We start from the raw sequence: 24,547 nt of genomic DNA, 5'->3' as shown, positions 1-24,547 counted from the left end.
TTTGACATTCTGCATGTGTTGTTTATTTTTAATACAGATGAAATTATTGGAGCAGGCAGGTACAATCCGCTCCTTTGCTGGAATGCGTTCTGGTGCGTCAGTTTTTTAATGGTGAGTAGAAATACGCTACATGCCGTAAAATCAAAAAGTTACGCCAAGAAGAACCAATAACAAGCCTAAAACACGTAGATATTCTCTATTGGTTTTTTGCGGAGAGAATCAATGAAGTTTGTAGATGAAGCCACAATTCTCGTTGTGGCAGGCGATGGCGGTAACGGTTGTGTCAGCTTTCGCCGTGAAAAATATATTCCCAACGGCGGTCCGGACGGTGGTGACGGCGGCGATGGCGGTGACGTTTATCTGCTGGCAGACGAAAACCTGAACACGCTGATCGACTATCGTTTTGAAAAATCCTTCCGCGCTGAGCGTGGACAAAACGGGCAAAGTCGTGACTGTACGGGTAAACGCGGCAAAGATATTACGATTAAAGTCCCTGTTGGTACCCGTGTTCTGGATCAGGGAACCGGTGAAGTGCTGGGCGATATGACGCGCCATCAGCAGAGCCTGATGGTGGCGAAAGGCGGCTGGCATGGTTTAGGTAACACGCGTTTTAAATCGTCCGTCAACCGTGCTCCTCGTCAGAAGACCAGCGGTACGAAAGGCGAAGAGCGTGAGCTGACGCTAGAACTGCTGTTGCTGGCTGACGTGGGTATGCTTGGCCTGCCTAACGCAGGTAAATCGACCTTTATCCGCGCAGTATCAGCAGCAAAGCCGAAAGTGGCTGATTATCCGTTTACCACGCTGGTACCGAGCCTTGGCGTTGTCCGTATGGATAGCGAGCAGAGCTTTGTTGTGGCGGATATCCCTGGTTTGATTGAAGGCGCATCTGAAGGCGCTGGGTTAGGGATTCGTTTCCTGAAACACCTTGAACGCTGCCGTGTACTGTTACATCTGGTTGATTTAGCTCCGATTGATGAGTCAGACCCAATTGAAAATGCCAAAATCATTATCAACGAGTTAGAGCAGTATGGCGCGGGTTTGGCAGAAAAACCGCGTTGGCTGGTTTTCAACAAGGTTGATTTGATCGACAAGGCTGAAGCGGAAAAACGTGCCAAAGATATTGCGGCTGCGCTTGGCTGGGATGATAAATACTATCTGATTTCTGCAGCGAACCGTGAAGGCGTCAACCCACTTTGCTGGGATGTGATGAACTTCCTGAAAGCCAATCCGAAAGTAACGGCGATTGCCGAAAGCGCACCGGAAAAAGTAGAGTTCATGTGGGATGATTATCACCGCGAACAGCTGGCTGAAATAGAAAAAGAAGCCGAAGAAGAGTGGGATGATGACTGGGACGATGAAGATGATGAAGGTGTTGAGATCATCTATCAAAAATAATTCGTTCTACTGTTAGTCAGGTCTTACATACGCGGGCTTATCCAATCAGGGTAAGCCCGCGTTTCTATTTTAATTGCTCTGATAAATATCTTTATAGAGGCGGCTTTCAAATCTCACCAGAGGGACTCGACGTGCGCGCTGGTCTTCTGGCGGCACGGCATAGCCAGACAAGAACTGGACGAATGCCATACGCTGGCCGCTCGCGGTAGTAATGAAGCCTGCCAGATTGTATACGCCCTGCAGTGCCCCGGTTTTAGCCGAAACCTTACCATCCACGCCAGCTTCATGGAGGCCGCCACGATAACGCAGCGTGCCGTCATAGCCGGAAAGCGGAAGCATCGTGATGTAATTCAGTTCATTATCGTGCTGTGCGATGTACTGCAAGACCTGCATCATCGTTTCCGGTGAAATCAGGTTATGGCGTGACAGGCCTGAACCATCGACAACAATGCTATTTCCTAAATCTACACCCGCCTTCTGACGCAAAATTTGTCGCACGGCATCTGCACCAGCGCGCCACGTACCCGGCACGCTAAAACGCTCATGCCCAATAGTACGAAAGACCGTATCGGCAATCATGTTGTCTGATTTTTTCAACATGATAGTGAGCAGGTCGTGCAGTGGCGCTGATTGTGTCTGAGCCAGTACGCTTCCTGCCGGACCAGGCTGCGTCTGGCGACGAAGGCTGCCTTTAATACGGATATCTGCCTGCTGTAGCTCATCTTTAACGATAGCACCGGCATAGCTGGCTCCGTCCTGAATCGCGAATGCCAGCGGAAGCGGTTCTGTACGCTGAACCAGACAGCCGGTAAGCGTAAAGCGATTTAATTCCCCGGGGACTACATCCAATTCGCAGTATTGGGCATCGGCTGAACCTTTAGCCAGCGTGCGGACTTCGCTGAACATTTGCACCGGATAATAGGATGCAACGCGGATAAACGCATTATCACCCGCTTTAGGCGCACTGTAGAGTGAAACGGAGAAGCAGTTGCGATCGACAATCGCGGCACCTGGCGGGGCGCTGAAGCACTGTGTCATATCGTTCCAGGGCCAGCCCGGCGCTTTGTCGTGACTGGCGAACACTGAGGTGTCGATCAGCACATCCCCCGCGATTTCCTGTATCCCGCGCTTTCTTAATTCCTGCACCATATTCCGTATTTGCTGGCGCTTAAGCGTAGGATCGCCGCTAAACCGTACGATGAGATTACCGTTCAGAATGCCGCTGGTAACAGGCCCGTGGCTTTCCATCGTGGTGATGAACCGATAATCTGGACCTAATTGCAGTAATGCAGCTAATGCGGTTATCACCTTTTGTGTACTGGCTGGAAGTGCCATTTGCTGGCTATTGAAGGCCATACTGGGTGTTGTTGCGCCAACTTTTTGTACCAATAGCGCCAAATTGGCACCGTCAGGCAAATATTGGCGATGATCCTCAACAGAAGCTGCATTGGCATGCAGAACAAAAGCGCAGGCAAGTCCGGTAACAATCGATGAAAAACGCATAATCTCAGCTAAGAACGGGGTAACGTGTGGTCATACTACGGTGCAATAAGGTCTAAAGTAAACGATGACCCTCATTGAACTCTGGGGTAAAATACGTATCAAAATGCAAAACCGCTACTAGCCTGGAAATTTTGTTCCGGGGCTGGTTGCTTTTGTTTTATGTCCAGTGAGGACTGGCACGTTGCAGAGACTCCGTCGCCTTTGATTTTTAGCGCGTCAGGATGACGATTATTTGAGTCTTACGGACTTTTTTAGAGGTATAGATAATATGAAACAATTTCCGATGACGTTGCGTGGCGCTGAAAAATTGCGCGAAGAGCTTGACCACCTGAAATCTGTACGTCGACCTGAAATTATTGCGGCGATTGCTGAAGCGCGTGAGCACGGTGATCTGAAAGAGAATGCAGAATATCATGCCGCACGCGAGCAGCAGGGCTTCTGTGAAGGACGTATTCAAGACATTGAAGCTAAATTATCTAACGCACAGGTTATCGATGTTACGAAGATGACTGCGAACGGGCGTGTTATTTTTGGTTCGACCGTGACGGTGATGAACCTGGATAACGATGAAGAGCAAACTTATCGGATTGTTGGTGATGACGAAGCAGATTTTAAACAGAATCTGATCTCAGTAAATTCGCCCATCGCGCGTGGTCTGATCGGCAAAGAGCAAGATGACGTTGTGGTTATCCGTACGCCGGGCGGCGACGTGGAATATGAGATCCTGAAGGTCGAATATCTGTAAATTTTGCCGTATTGTTGATTAAAACAGCAAAATTTGTAAAGAAAAGAAAAAGGCCGCTTGCGGCCTTTTCTCTAACCGAGAGGCATGGCACCTTTCCGTTAAAACCGAGTATCCAGAAATAAAAAGTGTTATCGTGGTAACACAATTTTACGTTCTTTCGCAGGACGGTAGAGCACCAACGTATGGCCGATGACCTGAACGTTAGCGGCACCCGTTTCACGAACAATCGCTTCAACAATCAAGGCTTTGGTTTCGCGGTCTTCTGTCGCTACTTTTATCTTGATCAGTTCGTGATGTGCCAATGCTTGTTCGATCTCAGCCAGAACACCTTCGGTGAGACCGTTATTGCCCAGCATGACAACCGGTTTTAGCGGATGTGCCAAGCCTTTCAGGTGTTGTTTTTGTTTATTACTTAGGTTCATTGTCTTTTTTACTTAGGTTGGGATTGAAAACGGTTCATTCTACCGCCATCTCATGATTATAACCAATTTGACTGTTCTGATTGGTAATATGTGAGAAGTTTCTCCCCACCACGAGCGTGTTACTGAGAATAGTTGGAAAATCGATGGCGAATAAAAAGCGTTCTGCAAGCTCCAGTCGCTGGTTGCAGGAACACTTTAGCGATAAATATGTGCAGCAAGCCCAGAAAAAAGGGCTGCGTTCACGTGCTTGGTTTAAACTTGACGAAATACAGCAGGGCGACAAACTATTTAAACCCGGTATGACCGTTGTGGATTTAGGCGCTGCACCGGGCGGTTGGTCACAGTATGTGGTCACGCAAATTGGTGGGAATGGTCGAATTATCGCGTGCGATATTTTACCAATGGATCCGATTGTCGGCGTCGATTTCCTGCAAGGGGACTTTCGTGATGAACTGGTCCTCAAAGCCTTGCTCGAAAGGGTTGGCGACAGCAAAGTTCAGGTGGTGATGTCTGACATGGCCCCTAACATGAGTGGTACACCAGCCGTTGATATTCCGAAGTCGATGTATCTGGTTGAATTAGCACTTGGTATGTGTCGGGATGTATTAGCGCCAGGCGGAAGTTTCCTGGTGAAAGTGTTTCAGGGAGAAGGCTTTGATGAATACCTGCGGGAAATTCGCTCCCTGTTTACGAAAGTGAAAATTCGTAAACCAGACGCCTCACGTGCCCGGTCTCGTGAAGTGTATATTGTAGCGACAGGGCGGAAACTGTAGTACCCTAACGCTGTTTTTTAACACAGTTGTAATATGAGGTTAATCCCTTGAGTGACATGGCGAAAAACCTAATTCTCTGGTTAGTCATCGCAGTGGTGCTGATGTCTGTTTTCCAGAGCTTTGGGCCCAGCGAGTCGAATGGCCGTAGGGTGGATTATTCAACCTTCTTGACTGAAGTGAATCAGGATCAGGTCCGTGAAGCACGTATTAACGGGCGTGAGATCAGTGTTATCAAAAAAGACAGCAACAGATACACGACTTACATTCCTGTCAATGACCCCAAGCTACTGGATAACCTGCTAACGAAGAACGTGAAAGTCGTTGGTGAGCCGCCGGAAGAACCGAGCTTGCTGGCTTCTATCTTTATTTCTTGGTTCCCGATGCTGTTACTGATTGGCGTCTGGATCTTCTTCATGCGTCAAATGCAAGGCGGCGGCGGTAAAGGCGCGATGTCCTTCGGCAAGAGCAAAGCGCGCATGCTGACTGAAGATCAGATCAAGACGACGTTTGCTGATGTAGCGGGTTGTGACGAAGCGAAGGAAGAGGTTAGCGAACTGGTCGAGTACCTGCGCGAACCTAGCCGTTTCCAGAAACTGGGCGGTAAAATTCCGAAAGGCATTCTGATGGTCGGCCCGCCGGGAACAGGTAAAACGCTGTTGGCAAAAGCGATTGCCGGTGAAGCAAAAGTCCCTTTCTTTACGATTTCCGGTTCTGACTTCGTTGAAATGTTTGTCGGTGTCGGTGCTTCCCGTGTCCGTGACATGTTCGAACAGGCGAAGAAAGCCGCACCTTGTATCATCTTTATCGATGAAATCGACGCCGTTGGCCGTCAGCGTGGCGCAGGTTTGGGCGGTGGTCACGATGAACGTGAACAAACGCTGAACCAAATGCTGGTTGAGATGGACGGCTTTGAAGGCAACGAAGGCATTATTGTTATTGCGGCGACTAACCGTCCCGATGTTCTTGACCCCGCATTGCTGCGTCCAGGTCGTTTTGACCGTCAGGTTGTGGTTGGCCTGCCAGATGTTCGCGGTCGTGAGCAGATTCTGAAAGTTCACATGCGTCGCGTACCGCTGTCTCCAGATATCGATGCGTCAGTGATTGCACGTGGTACGCCAGGCTTCTCTGGTGCGGATTTGGCTAACCTGGTTAACGAAGCCGCATTGTTCTCCGCTCGTGGCAACAAACGCGTTGTTTCGATGGTCGAGTTCGAGAAAGCAAAAGACAAAATCATGATGGGTGCAGAGCGCCGTTCCATGGTAATGACTGAGAAGCAGAAAGAATCGACGGCATATCATGAAGCTGGGCATGCGATCATTGGTCGCCTGGTGCCAGAACACGATCCGGTTCATAAAGTGACGATCATTCCGCGTGGTCGTGCGCTGGGTGTGACGTTCTTCCTGCCTGAAGGCGATGCAATCAGCGCTAGCCGTCAGAAACTGGAAAGCCAGATCTCTACGCTGTACGGTGGTCGACTGGCCGAAGAAATTATTTATGGCGTGGAACATGTCTCTACGGGCGCGTCTAACGACATCAAAGTGGCAACCTCGATTGCTCGTAACATGGTGACGCAGTGGGGCTTCTCTGAGAAACTTGGTCCGTTGCTCTATGCGGAAGAAGACGGTGAGGTATTCCTCGGTCGTTCCGTGGCAAAAGCCAAGCACATGTCAGATGAAACCGCGCGTATTATCGATCAGGAAGTAAAATCGCTGATTGAACGTAACTATGTGCGTGCTCGTGAGCTGTTGATGGCAAACATGGATATTCTTCACTCAATGAAAGATGCGTTGATGAAGTATGAAACCATTGATGCGCCGCAGATCGATGACCTGATGGGACGTAAGAAAGAAGTACGTCCGCCAGCAGGTTGGGAAGAGTCTCGTTCTGACAACGATTCTGGTAACGGTGGCGGTACACCTAAAGCCCCTACGCCAGTAGATGAGCCGCAGACGCCTAATCCTGGTAATACGATGTCTGAGCAAGTGGACGACAAATAATCCGCCTGCGATTCACATCTGTAACTTACGAAACCCCAGCTCAGGCTGGGGTTTTTTACTGGGAGTGTTCTTCGAACCACATTTCATGCTAACTACACCAGACTGCGGAGGTAAATCATGCAACTGGTTGCCAGAGACTCAACGCTGGATCTTTCCTGCCCACACATCATGGGCATTCTTAACGTCACGCCGGACTCTTTTTCCGATGGTGGTAAACACAACAAGCTTGATGCGGCATTACTGCACGTTCAGGAGATGGTTAACGCTGGCGCGACCCTGATTGATATTGGCGGTGAATCGACGCGTCCCGGTGCGGCTGAGGTGAGCACGGAAGAAGAGCTGGACCGTGTAGTTCCCGTGGTCGAAGCCATTGCTAAACGTTTTGACGTATGGATCTCGGTCGATACCTCAAAGCCGGAAGTGATGACAGCATCGGCGCAGGCGGGAGCACATCTGATTAATGATATCCGCGCGTTGCAAGAGCCCGGAGCTCTGGAGGCGGCTGCGGCAACAGGTCTGCCAGTGTGCCTGATGCATATGCAGGGTATGCCGAAAACTATGCAGCACAAACCGCATTATGATGACCTGATGCGGGATATTGGTGATTTCTTGCAGCAGCAGATTGATCGCTGTGTGAACGCCAATATTCCGAAAAGTAAGCTATTGCTGGATCCTGGGTTCGGATTCGGTAAGAATCTTGCCCATAATTATGCGCTTCTGGCTCGTCTGAGCGAGTTACATCGTTTTGAACTGCCTCTTCTGGTTGGCATGTCGAGGAAATCCATGATTGGACAGATCCTCAATGTACCGCCTGCGCAGCGGGTTCACGGCAGCATCGCCTGCGCAGTGATTGCGGCGATGCAGGGAGCACAGATTATTCGCGTGCACGATGTAAAAGAAACGGCTGATGCCATGCGCATTGTTGAGGCCACCCTTTCTGCGAAGGAATAAAAAACGAGATGAGTAACCGCAAATATTTTGGTACCGATGGCGTACGTGGCAAGGTTGGCGATACGCCGATTACCCCTGATTTTGTACTTAAACTGGGTTGGGCCGCTGGGAAAGTTCTCGCGCGACATGGTTCTCGTAAGATTATCATCGGCAAAGATACCCGTATTTCTGGCTATATGCTGGAGTCTGCGCTAGAAGCCGGGCTGGCAGCTGCGGGTTTGTCGGCTTCTTTTACCGGCCCGATGCCGACGCCTGCGGTTGCTTATCTGACCCGTACGTTCCGTGCGGAAGCGGGTATCGTGATTTCTGCTTCTCACAACCCGTATTACGACAACGGTATTAAATTCTTCTCAATTGACGGCACTAAGCTGCCGGATGACGTAGAAGAAGCGATCGAGGCTGAGCTGGAAAAACCGTTGACGTGTGTAGAGTCGGCTGAATTAGGCAAAGCCAGCCGCATTGTTGACGCTGCCGGACGCTACATCGAATTTTGTAAGGGAACGTTCCCGAGCGAACTGAGCCTTAACGGTTTAAAGATCGTCGTCGATTGTGCCAATGGCGCTACCTATCATATCGCCCCTAGCGTATTGCGCGAGCTTGGCGCTAAAGTCATCGCGATTGGCTGTGAGCCTGATGGGATGAACATCAATGAAGAATGCGGGGCGACGGACGTCAGACAGCTACAGGCGCGCGTACTGGCTGAGAAAGCGGACGTTGGGCTGGCGTTTGACGGCGATGGCGATCGGCTCATCATGGTCGACCATTTAGGCAACAAGGTTGATGGCGATCAGATCCTGTATATCATCGCCCGCGAAGGTCTACGCCAAGGGCAACTGCGCGGTGGTGCGGTAGGCACGCTGATGAGTAACATGGGGCTTGAGGTAGCGTTAAAGCAGTTGGGTATCCCGTTTGCTCGTGCCAAAGTGGGTGACCGCTATGTATTAGAAATGATGCAGGCAAAAGGGTGGCGCATCGGGGCAGAAAACTCCGGTCATGTGATCCTGCTGGACAAAACTACGACGGGCGACGGTGTGATTGCTGGTTTGCAAGTCCTTACTGCGATAGTGAAAAACCATATGAGCCTGCATGATTTATGCAGCGGTATGAAGCTGTTTCCACAGATTCTGGTCAATGTGCGGTTTACAGGGGAACACGATCCGCTGGAAGACAAAAACGTACAGCAGATTACGCAGGATGTGGAAAAAGAATTGGCCGGACGCGGGCGGGTATTGTTGCGTAAATCTGGCACTGAGCCACTCATCCGCGTTATGGTTGAGGGTGAACACGAAGAGACGGTCATCGCGTTGGCGAATCGTATTGCCGATGCGGTAAAAGCTGCTGGCTGAGGGCGTTTTTGACTCGCCAATCAGGGTGATAAGGCTTTCGATAGGTCTCTTGCGTCGAAAGCCGCTGTTTTTTTCTGCAATCAACCTGTCGTGACCAAATTACCCTTGCGTACGCTACATCCTTTGGTTAGTATTCAGACCCGCTTGATAAGGGATGTTCTCCATCCTGCTTAGCGGAATGACACGCGGTTTACCGCCAGAATATAGCATCTCCATGAATCATGGGGAAAACGGTTAACGGGTACGACTATGTACGAAGCTCTATTAGTGATTTTCCTGTTAGTATCGATCGGGCTGGTTGCCTTGATCATGCTTCAGCAGGGTAAAGGTGCTGATATGGGAGCGTCGTTCGGAGCAGGTGCTTCTGCCACTTTGTTCGGTTCGAGCGGCTCTGGTAATTTCATGACCCGCATGACGGCGATACTGGCGACCCTGTTCTTCATCATCAGTCTCATTCTGGGCAACTTAAGTTCGCTGCAGAAAAGAGGCGGTGCATGGGATAACCTGAGCCAGCCAGAAAAAGTCGAGCAGACGACAACGCCTGCTGCGCCTTCAACGCCGGCGAGTGACATTCCGAAGTAAGCGTTTTAAAGCAGTAATTGTGATGCCGTGGTGGTGGAATTGGTAGACACGCTACCTTGAGGTGGTAGTGCCCGATTGGGCTTACGGGTTCAAGTCCCGTCCTCGGTACCAACATAAAAAATAGACGTCAATCGACGTCTATTTTTTTGTCTTTAATTTACTGTCTCAGTGTCTTACAGGCGCACTAGCTGCTTGCCAAAGTGTTTGCTGTCTAATAAGTCGATAAAGGCTTGAGGCGCATTCTCTATTCCCTCAATAATGTTCTCTCGATATTTTAACTGCCCCTTCTCCACGGCATCCAATAGCCAGATATTTGCTTCCGCATAGTCTTTAAACCATTCTGTCACAAGAAAAAAGCGGCTTAGTGGGGCATCGGGTAAAGAAGAGAAAAATGCTACGGTGCTGGATGCGTCAACGTCAGGATCCTGATTGTATTGTGCCGCACTGCCACAGACGGGGACTCTGGCGCCTTCGTTAAGTAGTTTGGCAACAAAAAGTGAAATCCTGCCGCCAACGTTTTCAAAATAGATATCAATTCCGTCAGGGCAGGCAGACCGCAAGGCGTGATTTAAGTCATCTTCTTTATAGTTAACACAGGCATCAAAGCCTAATGTCTCAACGACATAGCGACATTTCTCTTCGCTTCCAGCCAGACCCACAACCCGGCATCCAGCCTGTTTGCCTAACTGACCGACGACGGAACCTACGCCCCCTGATGCGGCGGATACCACCAGCGTTTCTCCCGCTTTAGGTTTGGCAATTTTGCTCATGCCAAAATAAGCGGAACGTCCCGGTGTGCCTACCACGCCGAGAAAAATAGAGGGTGACAGAGCCGTTGGCGGCAGGCGATGCGTAATAAAATCCTGAGGCGTGCCGACATAGTATTTCTGCCAGCCTGAAAAGGTGAACACGCAATCTCCAACCTTAAAGTGTGGGTTCTTCGTTGCCACGACGTAGCCTACTGTTTCACCTTGAATCACTTCTCCCTGTTTGATTGGGCTCACGTAGGCTGTGTTCTTGTTAAGCCGTGGGCGTGTATAAAGGTCAATGGATAGCCATTTGTTTTCAACCAGATATTCGCCGGGCTGTAGTGCATTGATATGGCGTTCTTCGAGCCTGAAATCCTCTAACTGTGCGGGGCCATCAGGATGACGATTCAGTACAATCAGCTTGTTTTCTAACGGGTTCATAATATTCCCTATATTTAGCATTCATGATGTTATGCACTACCTGCAGCGCTAATCAGGCAGCGTTATCGTGTGCAAGTGACGACCAGCGATGCTTTGGCCATCGGAAACTGAAGATCACCAGCAGTAGCGTAAGAGGCCATCCGCTGATGAGGACAAGCGTATCCATCGGCAAACCAGGCTGGCGGGAAAGGAGGTAGATAATGATGGCTTTCACCAGGTAAACCAGAATCCAGACCAGTGATACCTCGTTCCAGACGCGGACGTACTGCGGTGTGCCATAAACGGGGAGTGTCTTCAGCGCTGGCGTGGCTTGTTCCGCCAATGTTTGTATGACCGGACGCCCCTTGATGCTGTAAATGGTAAAAATAATCACGGTTGAAATTGCGCCGCTGACCGCCAAAAAGACGCTCTCTTGATGGATATCGAACAAGATGACGCCTTCCAGATAAAGGTAGTGGCTAAGCCCCGATACCAGGATGAGAGCAATGATTGGCAGATAGCCTTGCCAACGGCTGATGAGTTGCAGTACACCGGAATAGATCGCGGTTATTAACAGCGCGACGCCAGCCCCCCATTGTAAAAATGCGATGTTATACATAACGACTGGTATGATGATGGTCAGAAGCGCATCGCGCGATACCAGATATCGCCAAACGGTTAACGACGGGGGATGACCCATGTTTTCTCCTCACTTACGTCATAAAATCGCCGTTCTGCGTTTGAAACCGCAGACGGCGAATGTGTTATTGCCATACTTTTTTGAGCTGTTCGGCTATGCGGGAAATGTGCGGTGCGTTCATCATTGAGATATGATCGCCGGACGTCGGCAGTACCGTCAGGCAACCTGAAGTGAGGCGACGCCACCCCAGCCCCGACTCTGGCAGGCGGATACGGCCGGGTAAAATATCTTCCGCCTCGACGACCAGCACATCACCTGAGTAGCGCTCGCCACGGTAAGCGTCCGTCGCATAGATATGGGTTTGCAGGATATTGATAAAGTCCTGAAATTCTCCAGGCCCAATCGACTCAGGAACCAGTCCCACACGTTTAAATTCGGCCAGAAAGCGCGACGTTCGTTGCGCATTGCTCATGTCTGCAAGCGACTGCTCTGAAAGATCGAAAGATGCACCGGTAAACAAAGCCACTTTATGCGCAAAATACGCCAGACGCTCCGCCTCGTTCATGTCTGCTGAGCCATCGATGTTGATCTCTGGAGCAGGCTGGTCCAACACTAATACCGTCGGTGTTATGCCTTTTTTCGCGATCTGCTGCGCCATTTCAAAAGCGATAGTTGCACCGAGAGACCATCCTCCGAGTACCAGACGGGAGTGATGAACGATGTCGCCAGCTTCTGAAAGATAGAAAGCGGCAAGCGCTTTGATATCGGCGTTATAAGGCTGGTTAACACTGAAATCGGGCACCTGAATGCCATAGATCGGATAGCGCTCGCCCAATTCACGCGCCAGCCCGGAATAACAAAGCACGTTACCGCCAGCGGGATGGATCAGAAGCAAAGTGGGGTTATCTTCAGGCTGCCCACGATTGATCGTCACCCTTGCGGCTTGAGTCTGCGATCCCTTGTCTTCAATCACGCGGGCCAACTGGGCAATGCTGCTGTTTTCGAACAGCTGCCCCAGAGACAGGGATGTCCCAAAGTGCTGATTAACGCTCAGGATAAGCTTTAATGCGCTGAGAGAATTCCCACCAAGGGTAAAGAAGCTCTCCTGCGTATCAATCGTCTCGCTTTGTAAAATGTCGCGATAAATTTCATGCAGGTCGTGTTCACGCTGATTTTCCGGGGCATGGAATGCTACGCGCTTTTCTGCTGAAGGCAGGGGTAGCGCGGCATAATTTATCTTACCGCTGGCTGTTAATGGCATCGCGTCTAGCCATACCCAGCGTTCTGGCTGCATATAGTCTGGCAGCCTTTTTTGCAGTGCCGTTTTTACTGTGGCCTGACTGGGTTCATCAATGCCGCACAGGTACGCGGTTAAGACAGTTTCGCCATGGGGCAGCGTGTTTTGTTTAATAGCAACGTGGGTCGCATTAGCAACCTGTTGCAATGCCTGTTCGATCTCCGTCAGCTCAACACGGTAGCCGCGCACTTTAACCTGACGATCCAAACGCCCCATAAATTCAAGATTGCCATCAGGCAGGAAACGGCCTTTGTCACCGCTGCGATAAAGCCGTTCGCCCTCAAGGTAAGGGTGAGGAATGAAGCGCGCGTTATTTTGATCTGGCAGGCCGATGTACCCTTCTGCGACATGCGAACCGCCCAGATAAATTTCTCCTGGTAATCCAGCCGGAACGAGCTGGTGATAAGGATCGAGCAGCAGAACATGGCTATCAGACAGAGGTTTACCAATAGGCAAATAGTCGCCTGAAAGGAGACTGAGATCGTTTGGCACCGGATAGGTGGTGACGCCGACGGTGCATTCGGTTGGCCCATAATGATTGAGGAGGCGGCAAGACGTTTGGAACTCGCGTACACGCTTGATGAGTGACAGAGGAACACGTTCTCCGCCGATAACCAATAACTGGCGAGGCAACAACGCTTCAGCCTGCGGTGACGTCAATAACGTCGCTAAATGCGACGGCGTAATCTTTATGCAATCGACCGGGTATTGCGCCAGATAAGCGAACAGCTCCTGTGGGGAGCGGAGTAATTCCGTGCTGATCACGTCTAACTGACCCTGATGAATCAGCGCGGGGAACAGTACCGTGTGTGCTAAATCGGTGGTGAAGGATGAAAACATGCCGTAGCGGGCATTGTGCGGCAGGTTGAGCACGGGTCGAATGGCCTGACAGTAGTGGCTAAGCTGCGAGTGTTTGACACGAACGCCTTTCGGTTTGCCGGTACTGCCCGAGGTATAAATGATGTAAGCCGGACCATCCGTAGCCTGTGGCTGCGATGGGTTGCTTACTGGCATCATGCTGCGATTTTGTCTGACGTAGAGGCAGGGGAGCCCGTCACCGGGTGCCTGTTCGTCGATGATGACACAGCGGGCGGCGGAATTTTGCAGGATGAACTCAACCTGTTGTTCAGGGAGATCGATATCGATGGGAACATAGCATCCGCCTGCCTTTAACACGGCCAGAATCGCGATGACGTAATACTCGCTTTTCGGCATGAACAGCGCGACACACTCGCCATGAGCAATGCCGTCTTTCTGGAGCTGATGAGCCAGCTGGTTTGCCCGTTCATTGAGCTGAGCATAGCTGAACGTGCGGCCTTCACAGTGAACCGCGATGGCATCGGGATGTTGCTGTGCCTGTTGTTCAAACTGCTGATGAACCGCTGGCGGGAATGTGTTAGCGGTCGGGCGGCATTGTGCGATTGTCGCGCGGCGTTCTTCGTCGCTTAACAGTGAGATATCCCGAACGGTTAACTGCGGCTGGGTGATTAAGGTTTCAAGAACCGTCCGCAGATCGTTCAGCATGCGCTGGATGGTGCTGCTGGAAAATAATGCGCTGCTGTAGTTCATGGTGAACAGCAGGCCGTCGCTATCCTTGTCTTCTTCTACCCATAAATTCAGATCCAGTTTTGCGGTGCCGTAATCCACTTTTAACGGCTTGTATTTGAACCCGCCATGGCTGCTGTGAAAATGGGGGAAGACCTGATACGTCAAGATTGCCTGAAAGATGGGATTGATCTGGGGATTACGCACATAGGTAATCTCGTCCAGAATATAATTGAACGGCACATCCTGGTATCTCAAGGTTTCTTCACACTCGTCGCGCGCGCCCTCAATCAGGGAGGCGACACTGACATTAGGATCGATATCAAAACGTAATGGCAGGGTATTCATGAATAGCCCCATCATGTTTTGCGTGGCAGGTAAATTTCGGTTGGCAAACGGTGCGCCGATGATGATTTCCTGCTGCCCGCTGTATTTATGCAGCAGGAGTTGGTATGCCGTGAGGATAACGTGGAATTGTGTCGCCTGATGCTGTGTCGCACAGATTTGTAAGCGCTGGCAGAAAGCCGCATCAAAGAACTGGCTGGCGATTCCCCCGGTGGTGCTCATTTTGGCTGGACGCGGGTAGTCCGTCGCCAGATCTAACTGCCCTGTGATGCCATCCAGCTTCTTCGCCCAGTAGGCCAGCCCGGTCTGGTATTGGCCCTCGGTATACCAGCGATCTTCCGCCAGTGCATAATCGGTGAACTGGAGCGTTTTTTCGCTGGGTAATGTCCCGCCCTGCAGCAGACGAAAGTAGTTTTCCATGAGCATCTTGAAGAACACATTGACCGTCCACCCGTCGGAAATAATGTGATGAAAGGTCAGGAACAGCACATAGTCATACTGATGGGTTTTGACCATATGGAGATAAACCAAGGGGCCATTCTCCAGATCAAAAACAATATTCCCTTTCGCCTTGGCCGTCTCCGAGACATATTTTTCAATGTCCTCTTCGCTGAATGCGGAGATATCTTCAAAGCTGAACGTGAAAGATATGTCGTCAGCAACACACTGGCACACATCGTTGTCGACCAGCCGGAATGTCGTACGCAGAATGTCATGTTGTTGCATCAGATAGTCGAGCGTTTGCTGTACTCGCTGCGGCTCCATGTCGTGCTCGATCCTGCAGGCAAGCACATAGGGATTATTGTAGACCTGACTATCGTCAAGGTATTGGGAGAGCATCCAGATGCGCTTCTGCGCGCTGGTCATGGGGAAATGTACTCTGCCGGGTGTCGCGTGCGGAACAATGGCTTTGCCTGAAGATGCGTTGCCCGTTTTCTTCTTTTCTCTTGCCAGCTTTTTGAGTTCATCCAGGCTAAGCGAGGTCAGTTTTGCGGTGGGAAGCTGCGTCATTATCGAGTCTCATTTTGTGACATTCGGTTTTACATTAGCGGCCGCCTTCGAGATGCATACTGAAGGCGGCCGTTCCCTTATTCCTGCAATAAGGCTTCCAGCTCGGTAAGGATCAGCGTTGCTAACCCTTTCACGGTCTGGTTCTGGTAAAACAGATCAACGCGAATATCGATTTCAAATATGCCGGAAACGGTAGAAACGACCTGTACTGCCAGCAGCGAGTTACCGCCCAGTTCAGTAAAGCTGTCGTTAACCCCAATTCCCGAGATCCCCAGAATGGACTGCCAGACTTTGACGATCTCCTTCTCGATATCGTTTTCTGGCGCAACGTAATCCACTGAGAGGGCCGGTCGGGCATACCCTTCCGTAGCTTCGCTATCCTGCAAGATGAATTCCGGCGTTTCCTGCTCAGGGATTGACTCATAAATGAGCTGATCCAGATCGCTGGTGACGACGACTAGCTGTTCAAATTCCAGATGCGCGAGCTGGCGTTTTATTGCATCCAGCCCTTCTGGCAACAGAATGTCTTTATCTGCCAGATTCACTTTTACTGCTGCTGTAGCTGCCGCTGATGTGTTTTCTGACGTAGCGAGCTGATTGCCCATCGTCATCTTCATCAGCGTGTAGTTTTCCAGGATCAGCAGTGGAGCGCCCTCTGGTGAAAGGAACGTGATATCCATGACGATGGCGTTACCCTGCGGCTGATAAGACTGCTTGAGCCTGGCGTGGACGTAGCACTCTTGCCCCAGTGGCGATAAGAAGGTCATCTTGCCATAGCTGATAGGCAGGAAATTCTCCTGTGTAATCAATGACAGGCAGGAGATTGCCGTAGCATCAATCACTGCGGGATGGTACGGGTAGCGGGTAAGATCGTGCGTATACTCGCTTCCCAGCACTTTGTGGATCAGCCATTCGTTATGGCCCTGAACAATCTCGCGGTGGTTGTTCCAACGCTGGCTAAACGACAGGAAATTCTCGCCCGTGTTGGCATTACCCAGCTCGGTGATAAACGGCGCGTAGGGAACCTGCGTGGTGCAGCGCTGTTTGATGGCGTCAATCGATTGTGGCGTGAGGTCAGTCGTTGGCGCGCCGTGGCCTATGCTTCCGAACGCGTGTTCTTGCCATGCCAGCTCAAGCACGCCCCGAGTCTTGAGGCTGAACTTATAGCCTTTCCCCTCTGGCGTGGTGAATAGCCTCATCTGACGCGGCCAGGCATCGGTATAGATCACCGGCTTGGTCAGCATCAGGTTCTTGACCTGAAGGCTTTCCTGAGGCTTAAAGCACGTCATGAATTCATGCAGCAGCGATAAGATTGTCGCCCCCACCAGTGAAGGTTGTTTCGCAAGGCGGTGCTCATCGATAACCCAGTCCTGCGTGGTGAGATTGACCTGATAGCTTTCCTGCGTGCCTTCACGTTCCATCTGCGTCAGCAGGTCGCCTTTGGTTTCCTCAACGGCAGCCAGCTTGCTATTTTTCTTCTCCTGCAGCTGTTTGCTCCAACGGACAGCCATTCCCACATCGCCCCATTTTCCCCAGTTCAGCGAGACGGTGCGCCCACGGCGATGCTGGTTGCGATAATGCGCAAAGGCATCCATAAACGCGTTACCCGAGCAGTAATCAATGCGGGCTTCGTCACCGACGATGGAGGTAATAGAAGAGAATAAAATAAAGAAGTCAGGCTGTTTGTCCTGCAGCAGCTCATCCAGAATGAGCGATCCTGCCACTTTGGGATCGAGTACGTTGGCGCAATCGGCGTCATTCTTCAGCGCAATGATACCGCCGCCAGCCACGCCTGCCGTATGGAACACGCCATCGACCTGCGGGAACGCGGATAACATCTCGCGCATACCGTGGTAGTCATTCACATCGACCTGTGCCAGATGTACCGTGTTGCCACGGGCTTCCAGACGTAAAACGCTCGCCAGTTTTTCACTGATAGGATCGTCAACCGGATGCTGTTGGATCCAGGCTTGCCACTCTTCGCGCGGCGGTAACGCTGCACGGTAAGTCAGGATGATCGCCGCATTACTGTTTTCAGACAGGTGGTTGGCGAGCAGTATCCCCAATCCGCCGAGGCCGCCGGTGATGAGGTAGACGCCGTCGTCTTTTAATTCCGCAGGTAAACCGAGGGCATCCTGCTTCAGATGCACGGCCTGATAACTTTCTTCCCAGCGCTGGTTTCCGCGGTAAGCCACCAGATTGCCGTGTGTGGCGATATGGCTTTCTGCAATCAGGCTGTGGGCAAACTCATCAAGCTGTTCGGCGTTTTGTTTAAGATCGATATCCACCAGATGGCATTGCACTTCAGGATATTCGTGATAGAACACGCGCGAAGGCCCAACCAGTAACGCATTCTCTGGTGACGCGATGCGCTCACCCATCACGCTGAACGTGTTGCTGGTGGCGAAGGTCACATGCAGATCGTCCAGCAAATTCTCGTTCACCAGCGCCTGCTGAAGATAGAGGGCAGGGTAGAACGTGTTCAGCGGTGAGGAGAGATAAGTGTGGTCAAGCGGCTGGACCTGTTCCGCCGCCGTCAGGTTCCATAAATACAGGATACGTGATGGGCGTAATCCTTGCTCTGTCAGGCTTTTCAGCAGCCGGACATAGTCGGCACGCGAGGATGCATCGAGGGTGTATCGGCCTTCAGAAAGCGCTTCCTGATACTGCGTTCCCGGGCTGACGAAAAAGACCTTATGCCCGTCCTTTTCCAGCAGTTGTTTCGCACGTTCGGCGATACCCAGCGTATCCGTCAGCAGCAGCCAGCAGGTGTTCTCGGCTTCAACGCGTTTGCCCGCCATGTATTTTGCCGGAATGGTTTTCTTCCATGTTGGCATATAGAACCAATCGCCGATGTCCGCCTGTTTCCGCTTTTTAGCCTTAACGGATTGCTCACTCTGCATGTCATTACTGGTTGACGACAGGGCTGGCAGGGCGAAGCGTTTACGCTCGAAAGGGTAGCCCGGCAGCGGGATGCGGCGACGGTGCTGTTCTGGATGATGCTGATGCCAGGGAACGTTTACGCCGCTTGCCCAGAGCGCACCGAGCGTCGACAGGAGATGCTCGCCGGATAAGGCCACGTCTTTCGCCGTTGGCAGGGAGGCATAAATCAACGCGCCGTCTTCTGCGCTGAAATGCTGCTTGGCGGACGATTCCAGCGAACGTCCCGGTCCGACTTCAAGGAACACGAAATCGTGATGTTCTTCAGCCATCAACGTTTTGAAGGCGTGGGAGAACAGCACCGGATTACGTACGTGACGCACCCAGTAGTCGCTGTTCTTCGCCAGCGCTTCCGTCACCCACTCGCCGTTAACGGTAGACACAAATGGGATCTGCGGCGCGTGCAGCGTGATGCTATCAATGACCTTTTTGAAGGCGGGCAGCATGGGTTCCATCATGTGTGAGTGGAAAGCATGCGAGGTATCCAGATGTTTGCAGAAGATATTGCTGTCTTCCAACTGCTGTTGGAAACGCGCGACATCGTTTGAAGCACCGGCGATGACACATAATCCAGGGTAGTTAACCGCCGCAATTTCCAGCTTGCTACCGTGAAGTTTAGCCTTCAGGCTTTCTTCATCGAGCAGGACGGCAAGCATATCTCCTGCGGGTAATGCCTGTACCATCTTGCCCCGCATCGCGACGGCTTTTAGTGCATCTTCCAGTGAGAACACGCCGGACAGGCAGGCTGCCACGTATTCCCCCACGCTGTGACCGATCATGACATCCGGCTGAATGCCCCATGACATCCACAATTTTGCCAAACTGTACTCGATCACGAACAGGGACGGCTGGGTAAACTGGGTTTCATTGATGCGGGACTCGGCGATATTATCGCTGTCCTGAAAGATAATCGACGTCAGATTGACGTCCAGAATTGGCTCCAGATAGTCACAGCATTGATCCAGGCTCGCGCGGAAAACATCGTAGGTGTCGTACAGTTCACGCGCCATATTGACGTACTGATTGCCCTGTCCCGGGAACATAAACACGACGGATTTTTGGTTTTTCCCCTGCTGCGTCACCACTAGTGAAGGCTGCTCTAGCTTGGCCAGCAGTGAATCGCGATCCTTCCCGATAATAGCCGTGCTGTGAGAGAACTTTTGTCTCCCAACCTGCAAGGTGTAGGCGATATCTGCCAGATTGGCATCGTCATGCGCATTGAGATAGTCACGCAGGCGATGTTTCATGTCTTCCAGCGCCGTGCGGCTTTTCGCGGAGAAAGGCAAAACCAACAGACTGTTGTCATGGTTATCGCCCGCTTTTAGCGACGGTGCGGCTTCCAGAATGACACAGGCATTGGTGCCACCGACGCCAAAAGAGTTCACCAGCGCACGATGCGGTGTTTCTGACGGTTCCAGCTCACTGAGTTCGGTGTTCATGATGAACGGGCTGGTTTCGAACTCAATGTTAGGGTTTGGCGATTCGAAATGGAGCGAGGCCGGCAGTTTGCCGGTTTCCAGCGCCAGTGACGCTTTGATGAGGCTGGCCATGCCTGACGCCGCGTCCGTATGGCCGATGTTGGTTTTCACCGATCCCAGACGGCAATATTGGGTTTTATCCGTGTATTCCTGAAACGTCTGTGTGAGCGAGGTGAATTCGATGGGATCGCCCAGCGCCGTCGCGGTGCCGTGAGCTTCAACAAAGTTGATCGTAGCGGGATCGAGCTGCGCATTGGCGATCGCCTGTTTGGCAACGGCGATTTGCCCGTCAATGCTCGGCGCGGTAAAACCGGCTTTCAGATTACCGTCGTTATTCACTGCGCCGCCTTTCAGTACGGCATAAATATGGTCGCCGTCGCGTACGGCGTCATTCAGTCGTTTCAGTAATACGACGCCAGCACCGCGGCTGAACACCGTGCCGTTGGCTCGCGAGTCGAAGGCATAGCAGCGGCCATCAGCGGATTCCATACCGCCTTGCATGTAGGGGTAACCCCGGCGTTCTGGCGTGTCCACGGAAACGCCGCCCGCGACGATCAGATCGCTTTCCCCGTTCAGCAGGCTGTTCATACCCATCACGACGGCGACCATCGCGGTTGAACAGGCAGTCTGTACGTTAACGCTCGGCCCTTTGAGGTTGAGCTTGTAAGACACTCGGGTCGTTACGTAGTCTTTATCATTGTTGGTGACGACCGACGCACCGCTGGCGTACTTCTGTACTTCAGGATGGGCATTCACTTTACTCAAATGCCAGGCGGTTCCCGTTCCGCCGAATATGCCCACTTTTCCAGGGTAGGTGGCAGGGACGTAGCCAGCATCTTCAAACGCGTGCCAGCAGCATTCCAAAAAGACACGATGCTGTGGATCCATAATTTCGGCATCGCGGGGCGTAATATCAAAAAAATTAGCGTCAAAGTGCTGTGCGTTACCCAGAATCCCCCGACGGCGAATATAGTTGGGCGAGGCGATCATCTCTTCTTCAATGCCTGACTCCCTCAGTTCTTCTTCACTGAATGTGCTGATCGTCTCCACGCCGTCCAACAGGTTTTGCCAAAATATTGCGGTATCTTCTGCACCGGGAAAGCGAGCCGACATTCCTACAATGGCAATATCCTTATCGCGGAACTGTTCTTGCTGTTTCATTTCATTACCTCACCGTGAATATATTCGCCGCCTATTTCACGGCGCAGGCCGCTAACCTTCTCTCTCCGAATACTATCCAGAGGAAGAAAGGTTGACGTCCTACGCCGTGAATATAGAAGGGACAGCTACATTAAAAGTTAATTACTTTTTGCTACCTGCAAACCCAGCAGTAACCCGGCTGATGAGGCTTTTCAGGTTAGAGGCCGACGGGTGCTGCAGTGACGCTTTGATTGAAACAGGAATGGCTGGAATAGACTTCGCACGCCAGTATTTCTTGGTGTTAGGAAGAATTTTCTGGCCAATCGCATAGTAGTGAGCGGGCTTGGATGAATTTTGGTGACTCAGAACAAATTTAATTGCCGAAGCCACTTTCGCTTTGACTGCCGAGGCAGCGTTCAATTGATTTGCAGACATGGTATTACCACCTATTATCAGTGAAATAAGGATGATGAAACACATTGCCCATTGTTGGGCGGTTATTCCCCTGGAGTATCAATACGCTTTTTGGCGTAATTACTTCTTGCTGCTTGATTTCCCAGCGTGTACTTCGCTAATACGTTTGCTTAGCATCTGTACCGTTGGGTATTGGAATAAATCAACAATAGAGATAGGTGACTCCATTTTGTTTTTTATTTCGCGATAAACCTTGGACATCAGCAGGGAATTGCCTCCTGCATCAAAGAAGTTCTCTTGGATAGAGACTTTTGGATTATTGAGTACGGTCCGCCAGATAGAAATAATATTTTTCTCTATCTCGGAAGGTAATATTGCTTTGTCGTTTGACATTTTTTCACCATTAGTTATTTACGCAGGAACACAGCTTGGATTTATCAATTTTTCCATTGGGGTGCGTTGGCATTTTTTCTAACGCAACGAAATGAGAGGGCACCATGAAAAAAGGCAGCGTCTTAGCAAGGTGCGCTTTTATCTCTTGAATATCGATGTGCTTTTGATGCCGTAATACATAAAACGCGGAGAGTGATGGCGCCGCGTTTTCCGAGCGTTTTTCGAGAATAACGGCAGCATGGTTAATTTGCGGCAGCGCCTGTATGTGCGTTTCTATTTCCGCCAGCTCAATACGGTGTCCGCGCAATTTAACCTGACTGTCTATTCGGCCAATGAACTCCAGAACGCCATCGACGCGCTGCTTAACCCAGTCGCCGGTTTTATACATTTTCTGCCCGGTCTGATGGCTAAACGGGTCATCAACAAATCGCTCCTGCGTCAGCTTTTCCGCATGCAGATAGCCTTTTGCCAGAATATCCCCTGCCAGATAAAGCTCACCGCTTTCCTCCGCATCGACTGGCTGTTGCGCCTCATCTAATACATAAGCGATGGCGTGAGGGATGGGCTTGCCAATCGGGGCAATTTTTTCTTCTGCTCCCGGCTGGCATAGCCAGTGGCAGGCAAAGATTGTTGCCTCCGTCGGGCCGTAGAGATTGTGGATCTTTCCCGGATATTGCAGGGAGAGATCGTTGACCAGCGTTTGATCGAGCGCTTCGCCACCAGAAAAGATATGGCATAGAGAGGTGCAGCGAGATAACACCTCCGCATCTACAATGACGCGCAGTGCCGTCGGTACGAACTGTGCGACCGTGACCTGATGACGGTGCATAAATTCAGCCAACAGCTGCGGATCGTACTTGGCATCCTCGGTAATGACCGCACAGCTTGCGCCGGCGATCAGCGGCCAGAAAATTTCCCACACTGAGACATCAAAGCTGAACGTGGACTGGTTAAGGACCACATCGTCGTGCTGTAGCACGAAGGCGCTTTGCATCCACGCCAGATAATTGACCACCGTCCTGTGGCTGACCATGACGCCCTTTGGCGTTCCGGTGGAGCCGGAGGTGTACATCACATAACAAAGCTGTTCTTCACTCACCGAGGGAAGCGTGTGAGTAGCCTGAACGCTCAGATCGATCTGATTGATGTCAACGATCTCACGATGGTTTGGTGCCAGCGTAAGCGCGTGGGCATTGTCGGTAATGACCAGACGCGCATCGGCATGATTGACCATGTAATCCAGGCGCTCGTGCGGATAGTAAGGATCAAGCGGTAAATAGCAGGCACCGGTTTTCAATACGCCGAGCAGGCTGACGATCAGATTCGGGCTTTTATTCAAATAAATACCGACAACATCCTTCGGCTTTACGCCTCTCTGCAATAGATCGCTCGCCATTGCGTTTGCCCGCTGATCCAATTGCCGGTAGGTCAACGTCTCTGTATCGCTTCTCAGGGCGATGGCGTCCGGCGTTTGATGCCGCTGCTGTTCAAATAAGGTGTGGAGCACTCTTGCCGATGCCATGGTCTGATCCTCTGGTGATGCCAGGGGTCACGCCAGGCATCCTTTTACGCGTTATGCAGGTACGGCACACATGCACTATGCCGCTGAGTAATTGCCGCTGAGTAATATTGCTGCTGAACAATATGCTTTGATTATGATGACGCTTCTTGTTGCTCCTCAGGTGCTGGTGGTGCGGCGTTTTCCGCTACCTGCGGTACGCTTTTCTCTGCGGGAATACTGGGTCTGATTGCGGCATCGGTCAGAAAATCGATGACGCGCATGAGCGCTTCAGGCGCGGGTTGACGTTTTACCTGCGTGTGAATGCTGTACTTGGCACGCGTGTCCGTCGCTCGGGTCTGCGCTGACTTGTGTGATACCCGACCGGCCATTTTGACTTTGAATGCCCCCCATCCCAGTGACGCCGCCAGATTGCCGTCTTCTCCGGTATCATCGGATGAAGATTCACTCTGCGTGACTTCAAGTTCAAAATCGATCGTCCCTTCTTCAATAGAAATAATCGGATGGGTAATCGCGGCAATGAGCGGTATGCGCATCGTTTTTGTCACGGCACCTTTTGCAACTCCGCTTTCATCAATAAGCGTTTCGTCGTAGTCGAATTGGATGGCGACCGCTTTATTATTCTGAATGCATACGGATAATAGAAAATCCGTATAGGCTTTGCTGGCTTGGACCTGTGCGTTAATCATTGCTTGTAATGGCCCGCTAATCATATTTTCCAGCGGTAGCGCATTAATAACAGAACCGATAAATTGTGAATCCATCGGAGCCTCCAATTATCTGCGGGTAGGGTGTGATGCACTGTCAATAAAAATAGCAAAGGGAAGGGGAAATAATACCCGTCAGGGTACGGGGGGACTTTCGCATTCTGGCATAGTCCTTTTGGGATATAGGCAATGCTGCCTTTTATTTGTTAAACCCATACTCAGGCATGCGCGTTAT

General features: G+C 51.2%; 17 protein-coding genes and 1 tRNA gene. 8 read left to right on the top strand and 10 right to left on the bottom strand.

Features of this window, described 5'->3' with window-relative positions:
• Positions 1-222: 222 nt before the first annotated feature.
• Entirely contained in the window at positions 223-1,395 is a 1,173-nt protein-coding gene (gene cgtA, locus H4F65_RS10705) for an Obg family GTPase CgtA (protein WP_010283033.1), read from the top strand.
• A 69-nt stretch (positions 1,396-1,464) separates the two neighbouring features.
• Here cgtA and dacB read toward each other — a convergent pair whose 3' ends face one another.
• Positions 1,465-2,898 carry a serine-type D-Ala-D-Ala carboxypeptidase gene (gene dacB / locus H4F65_RS10700; protein ID WP_010283036.1) on the bottom strand — a complete coding sequence of 478 codons (1,434 nt, stop codon included), beginning with the start codon at positions 2,896-2,898 and terminating at the stop codon, positions 1,465-1,467.
• Between the two features lie 268 nt (positions 2,899-3,166).
• Here dacB and greA point away from each other — a divergent pair, with 268 nt between their 5' ends.
• Positions 3,167-3,643 carry a transcription elongation factor GreA gene (gene greA / locus H4F65_RS10695; RefSeq protein ID WP_010283037.1) on the top strand — a complete coding sequence of 159 codons (477 nt, stop codon included), beginning with the start codon at positions 3,167-3,169 and terminating at the stop codon, positions 3,641-3,643.
• A 128-nt stretch (positions 3,644-3,771) separates the two neighbouring features.
• Here greA and yhbY read toward each other — a convergent pair whose 3' ends face one another.
• Positions 3,772-4,065 carry a ribosome assembly RNA-binding protein YhbY gene (gene yhbY, locus H4F65_RS10690; protein WP_010283039.1) on the bottom strand — a complete coding sequence of 98 codons (294 nt, stop codon included), beginning with the start codon at positions 4,063-4,065 and terminating at the stop codon, positions 3,772-3,774.
• Positions 4,066-4,208: 143 nt separating this feature from the next.
• Here yhbY and rlmE point away from each other — a divergent pair, with 143 nt between their 5' ends.
• From rlmE to H4F65_RS10660, 6 genes are all read left to right on the top strand, one after another.
• Positions 4,209-4,838 (top strand): 23S rRNA (uridine(2552)-2'-O)-methyltransferase RlmE, encoded by a 630-nt coding sequence (gene rlmE / locus H4F65_RS10685; protein WP_005971510.1) that lies wholly within the window; start codon positions 4,209-4,211, stop codon positions 4,836-4,838.
• A 56-nt stretch (positions 4,839-4,894) separates the two neighbouring features.
• Complete coding sequence (gene ftsH, locus H4F65_RS10680) at positions 4,895-6,835, top strand: ATP-dependent zinc metalloprotease FtsH (protein ID WP_010283045.1); 1,941 nt, start codon at positions 4,895-4,897, stop codon at positions 6,833-6,835.
• Between the two features lie 117 nt (positions 6,836-6,952).
• Positions 6,953-7,786, top strand: coding sequence for a dihydropteroate synthase (gene folP, locus H4F65_RS10675; RefSeq protein ID WP_010283046.1), 834 nt, complete (start codon positions 6,953-6,955; stop codon positions 7,784-7,786).
• An 8-nt stretch (positions 7,787-7,794) separates the two neighbouring features.
• Positions 7,795-9,132 carry a phosphoglucosamine mutase gene (glmM, locus tag H4F65_RS10670; protein ID WP_010302570.1) on the top strand — a complete coding sequence of 446 codons (1,338 nt, stop codon included), beginning with the start codon at positions 7,795-7,797 and terminating at the stop codon, positions 9,130-9,132.
• Positions 9,133-9,381: 249 nt separating this feature from the next.
• The gene (secG, locus tag H4F65_RS10665; RefSeq protein ID WP_010279668.1) at positions 9,382-9,714 is read left to right on the top strand and encodes a preprotein translocase subunit SecG; all 333 of its coding nucleotides are present in this window, start codon (positions 9,382-9,384) and stop codon (positions 9,712-9,714) included.
• A gap of 24 nt (positions 9,715-9,738) precedes the next feature.
• Positions 9,739-9,825, top strand: a tRNA-Leu gene (locus H4F65_RS10660).
• Between the two features lie 62 nt (positions 9,826-9,887).
• Here H4F65_RS10660 and H4F65_RS10655 read toward each other — a convergent pair.
• The 8 genes from H4F65_RS10655 to H4F65_RS10620 all read right to left on the bottom strand — a co-directional run bounded on the left by H4F65_RS10655 (position 9,888) and on the right by H4F65_RS10620 (position 24,369).
• On the bottom strand, positions 9,888-10,904 hold the full coding sequence (locus H4F65_RS10655; RefSeq protein WP_010279669.1) for an NADP-dependent oxidoreductase: 1,017 nt from the start codon (positions 10,902-10,904) through the stop codon (positions 9,888-9,890).
• 52 nt (positions 10,905-10,956) lie between these two features.
• Positions 10,957-11,583 carry a hypothetical protein gene (locus H4F65_RS10650; RefSeq protein WP_010279670.1) on the bottom strand — a complete coding sequence of 209 codons (627 nt, stop codon included), beginning with the start codon at positions 11,581-11,583 and terminating at the stop codon, positions 10,957-10,959.
• A 64-nt stretch (positions 11,584-11,647) separates the two neighbouring features.
• On the bottom strand, positions 11,648-15,721 hold the full coding sequence (locus H4F65_RS10645) for a non-ribosomal peptide synthetase (protein ID WP_010279671.1): 4,074 nt from the start codon (positions 15,719-15,721) through the stop codon (positions 11,648-11,650).
• 77 nt (positions 15,722-15,798) lie between these two features.
• The gene (locus tag H4F65_RS10640) at positions 15,799-21,300 is read right to left on the bottom strand and encodes a type I polyketide synthase (RefSeq protein ID WP_010279672.1); all 5,502 of its coding nucleotides are present in this window, start codon (positions 21,298-21,300) and stop codon (positions 15,799-15,801) included.
• A gap of 141 nt (positions 21,301-21,441) precedes the next feature.
• Complete coding sequence (locus H4F65_RS10635) at positions 21,442-21,714, bottom strand: hypothetical protein (RefSeq protein ID WP_010279674.1); 273 nt, start codon at positions 21,712-21,714, stop codon at positions 21,442-21,444.
• A 99-nt stretch (positions 21,715-21,813) separates the two neighbouring features.
• Positions 21,814-22,086: a phosphopantetheine-binding protein gene (locus H4F65_RS10630; RefSeq protein WP_010279676.1), complete on the bottom strand. Its 273-nt coding sequence runs from the start codon at positions 22,084-22,086 to the stop codon at positions 21,814-21,816.
• 10 nt (positions 22,087-22,096) lie between these two features.
• Complete coding sequence (locus H4F65_RS10625; RefSeq protein WP_010279678.1) at positions 22,097-23,608, bottom strand: amino acid adenylation domain-containing protein; 1,512 nt, start codon at positions 23,606-23,608, stop codon at positions 22,097-22,099.
• 131 nt (positions 23,609-23,739) lie between these two features.
• On the bottom strand, positions 23,740-24,369 hold the full coding sequence (locus tag H4F65_RS10620; RefSeq protein WP_010279679.1) for a DUF2589 domain-containing protein: 630 nt from the start codon (positions 24,367-24,369) through the stop codon (positions 23,740-23,742).
• Between the last annotated feature and the right edge of the window lie 178 nt (positions 24,370-24,547).

This window comes from Pectobacterium brasiliense (genome assembly GCF_016950255.1).
Lineage (GTDB): Bacteria > Pseudomonadota > Gammaproteobacteria > Enterobacterales > Enterobacteriaceae > Pectobacterium > Pectobacterium brasiliense.
The sequence above is the reverse complement of the archived record's forward strand: the minus strand, read 5'-3'. Positions and strand labels throughout refer to the sequence as shown.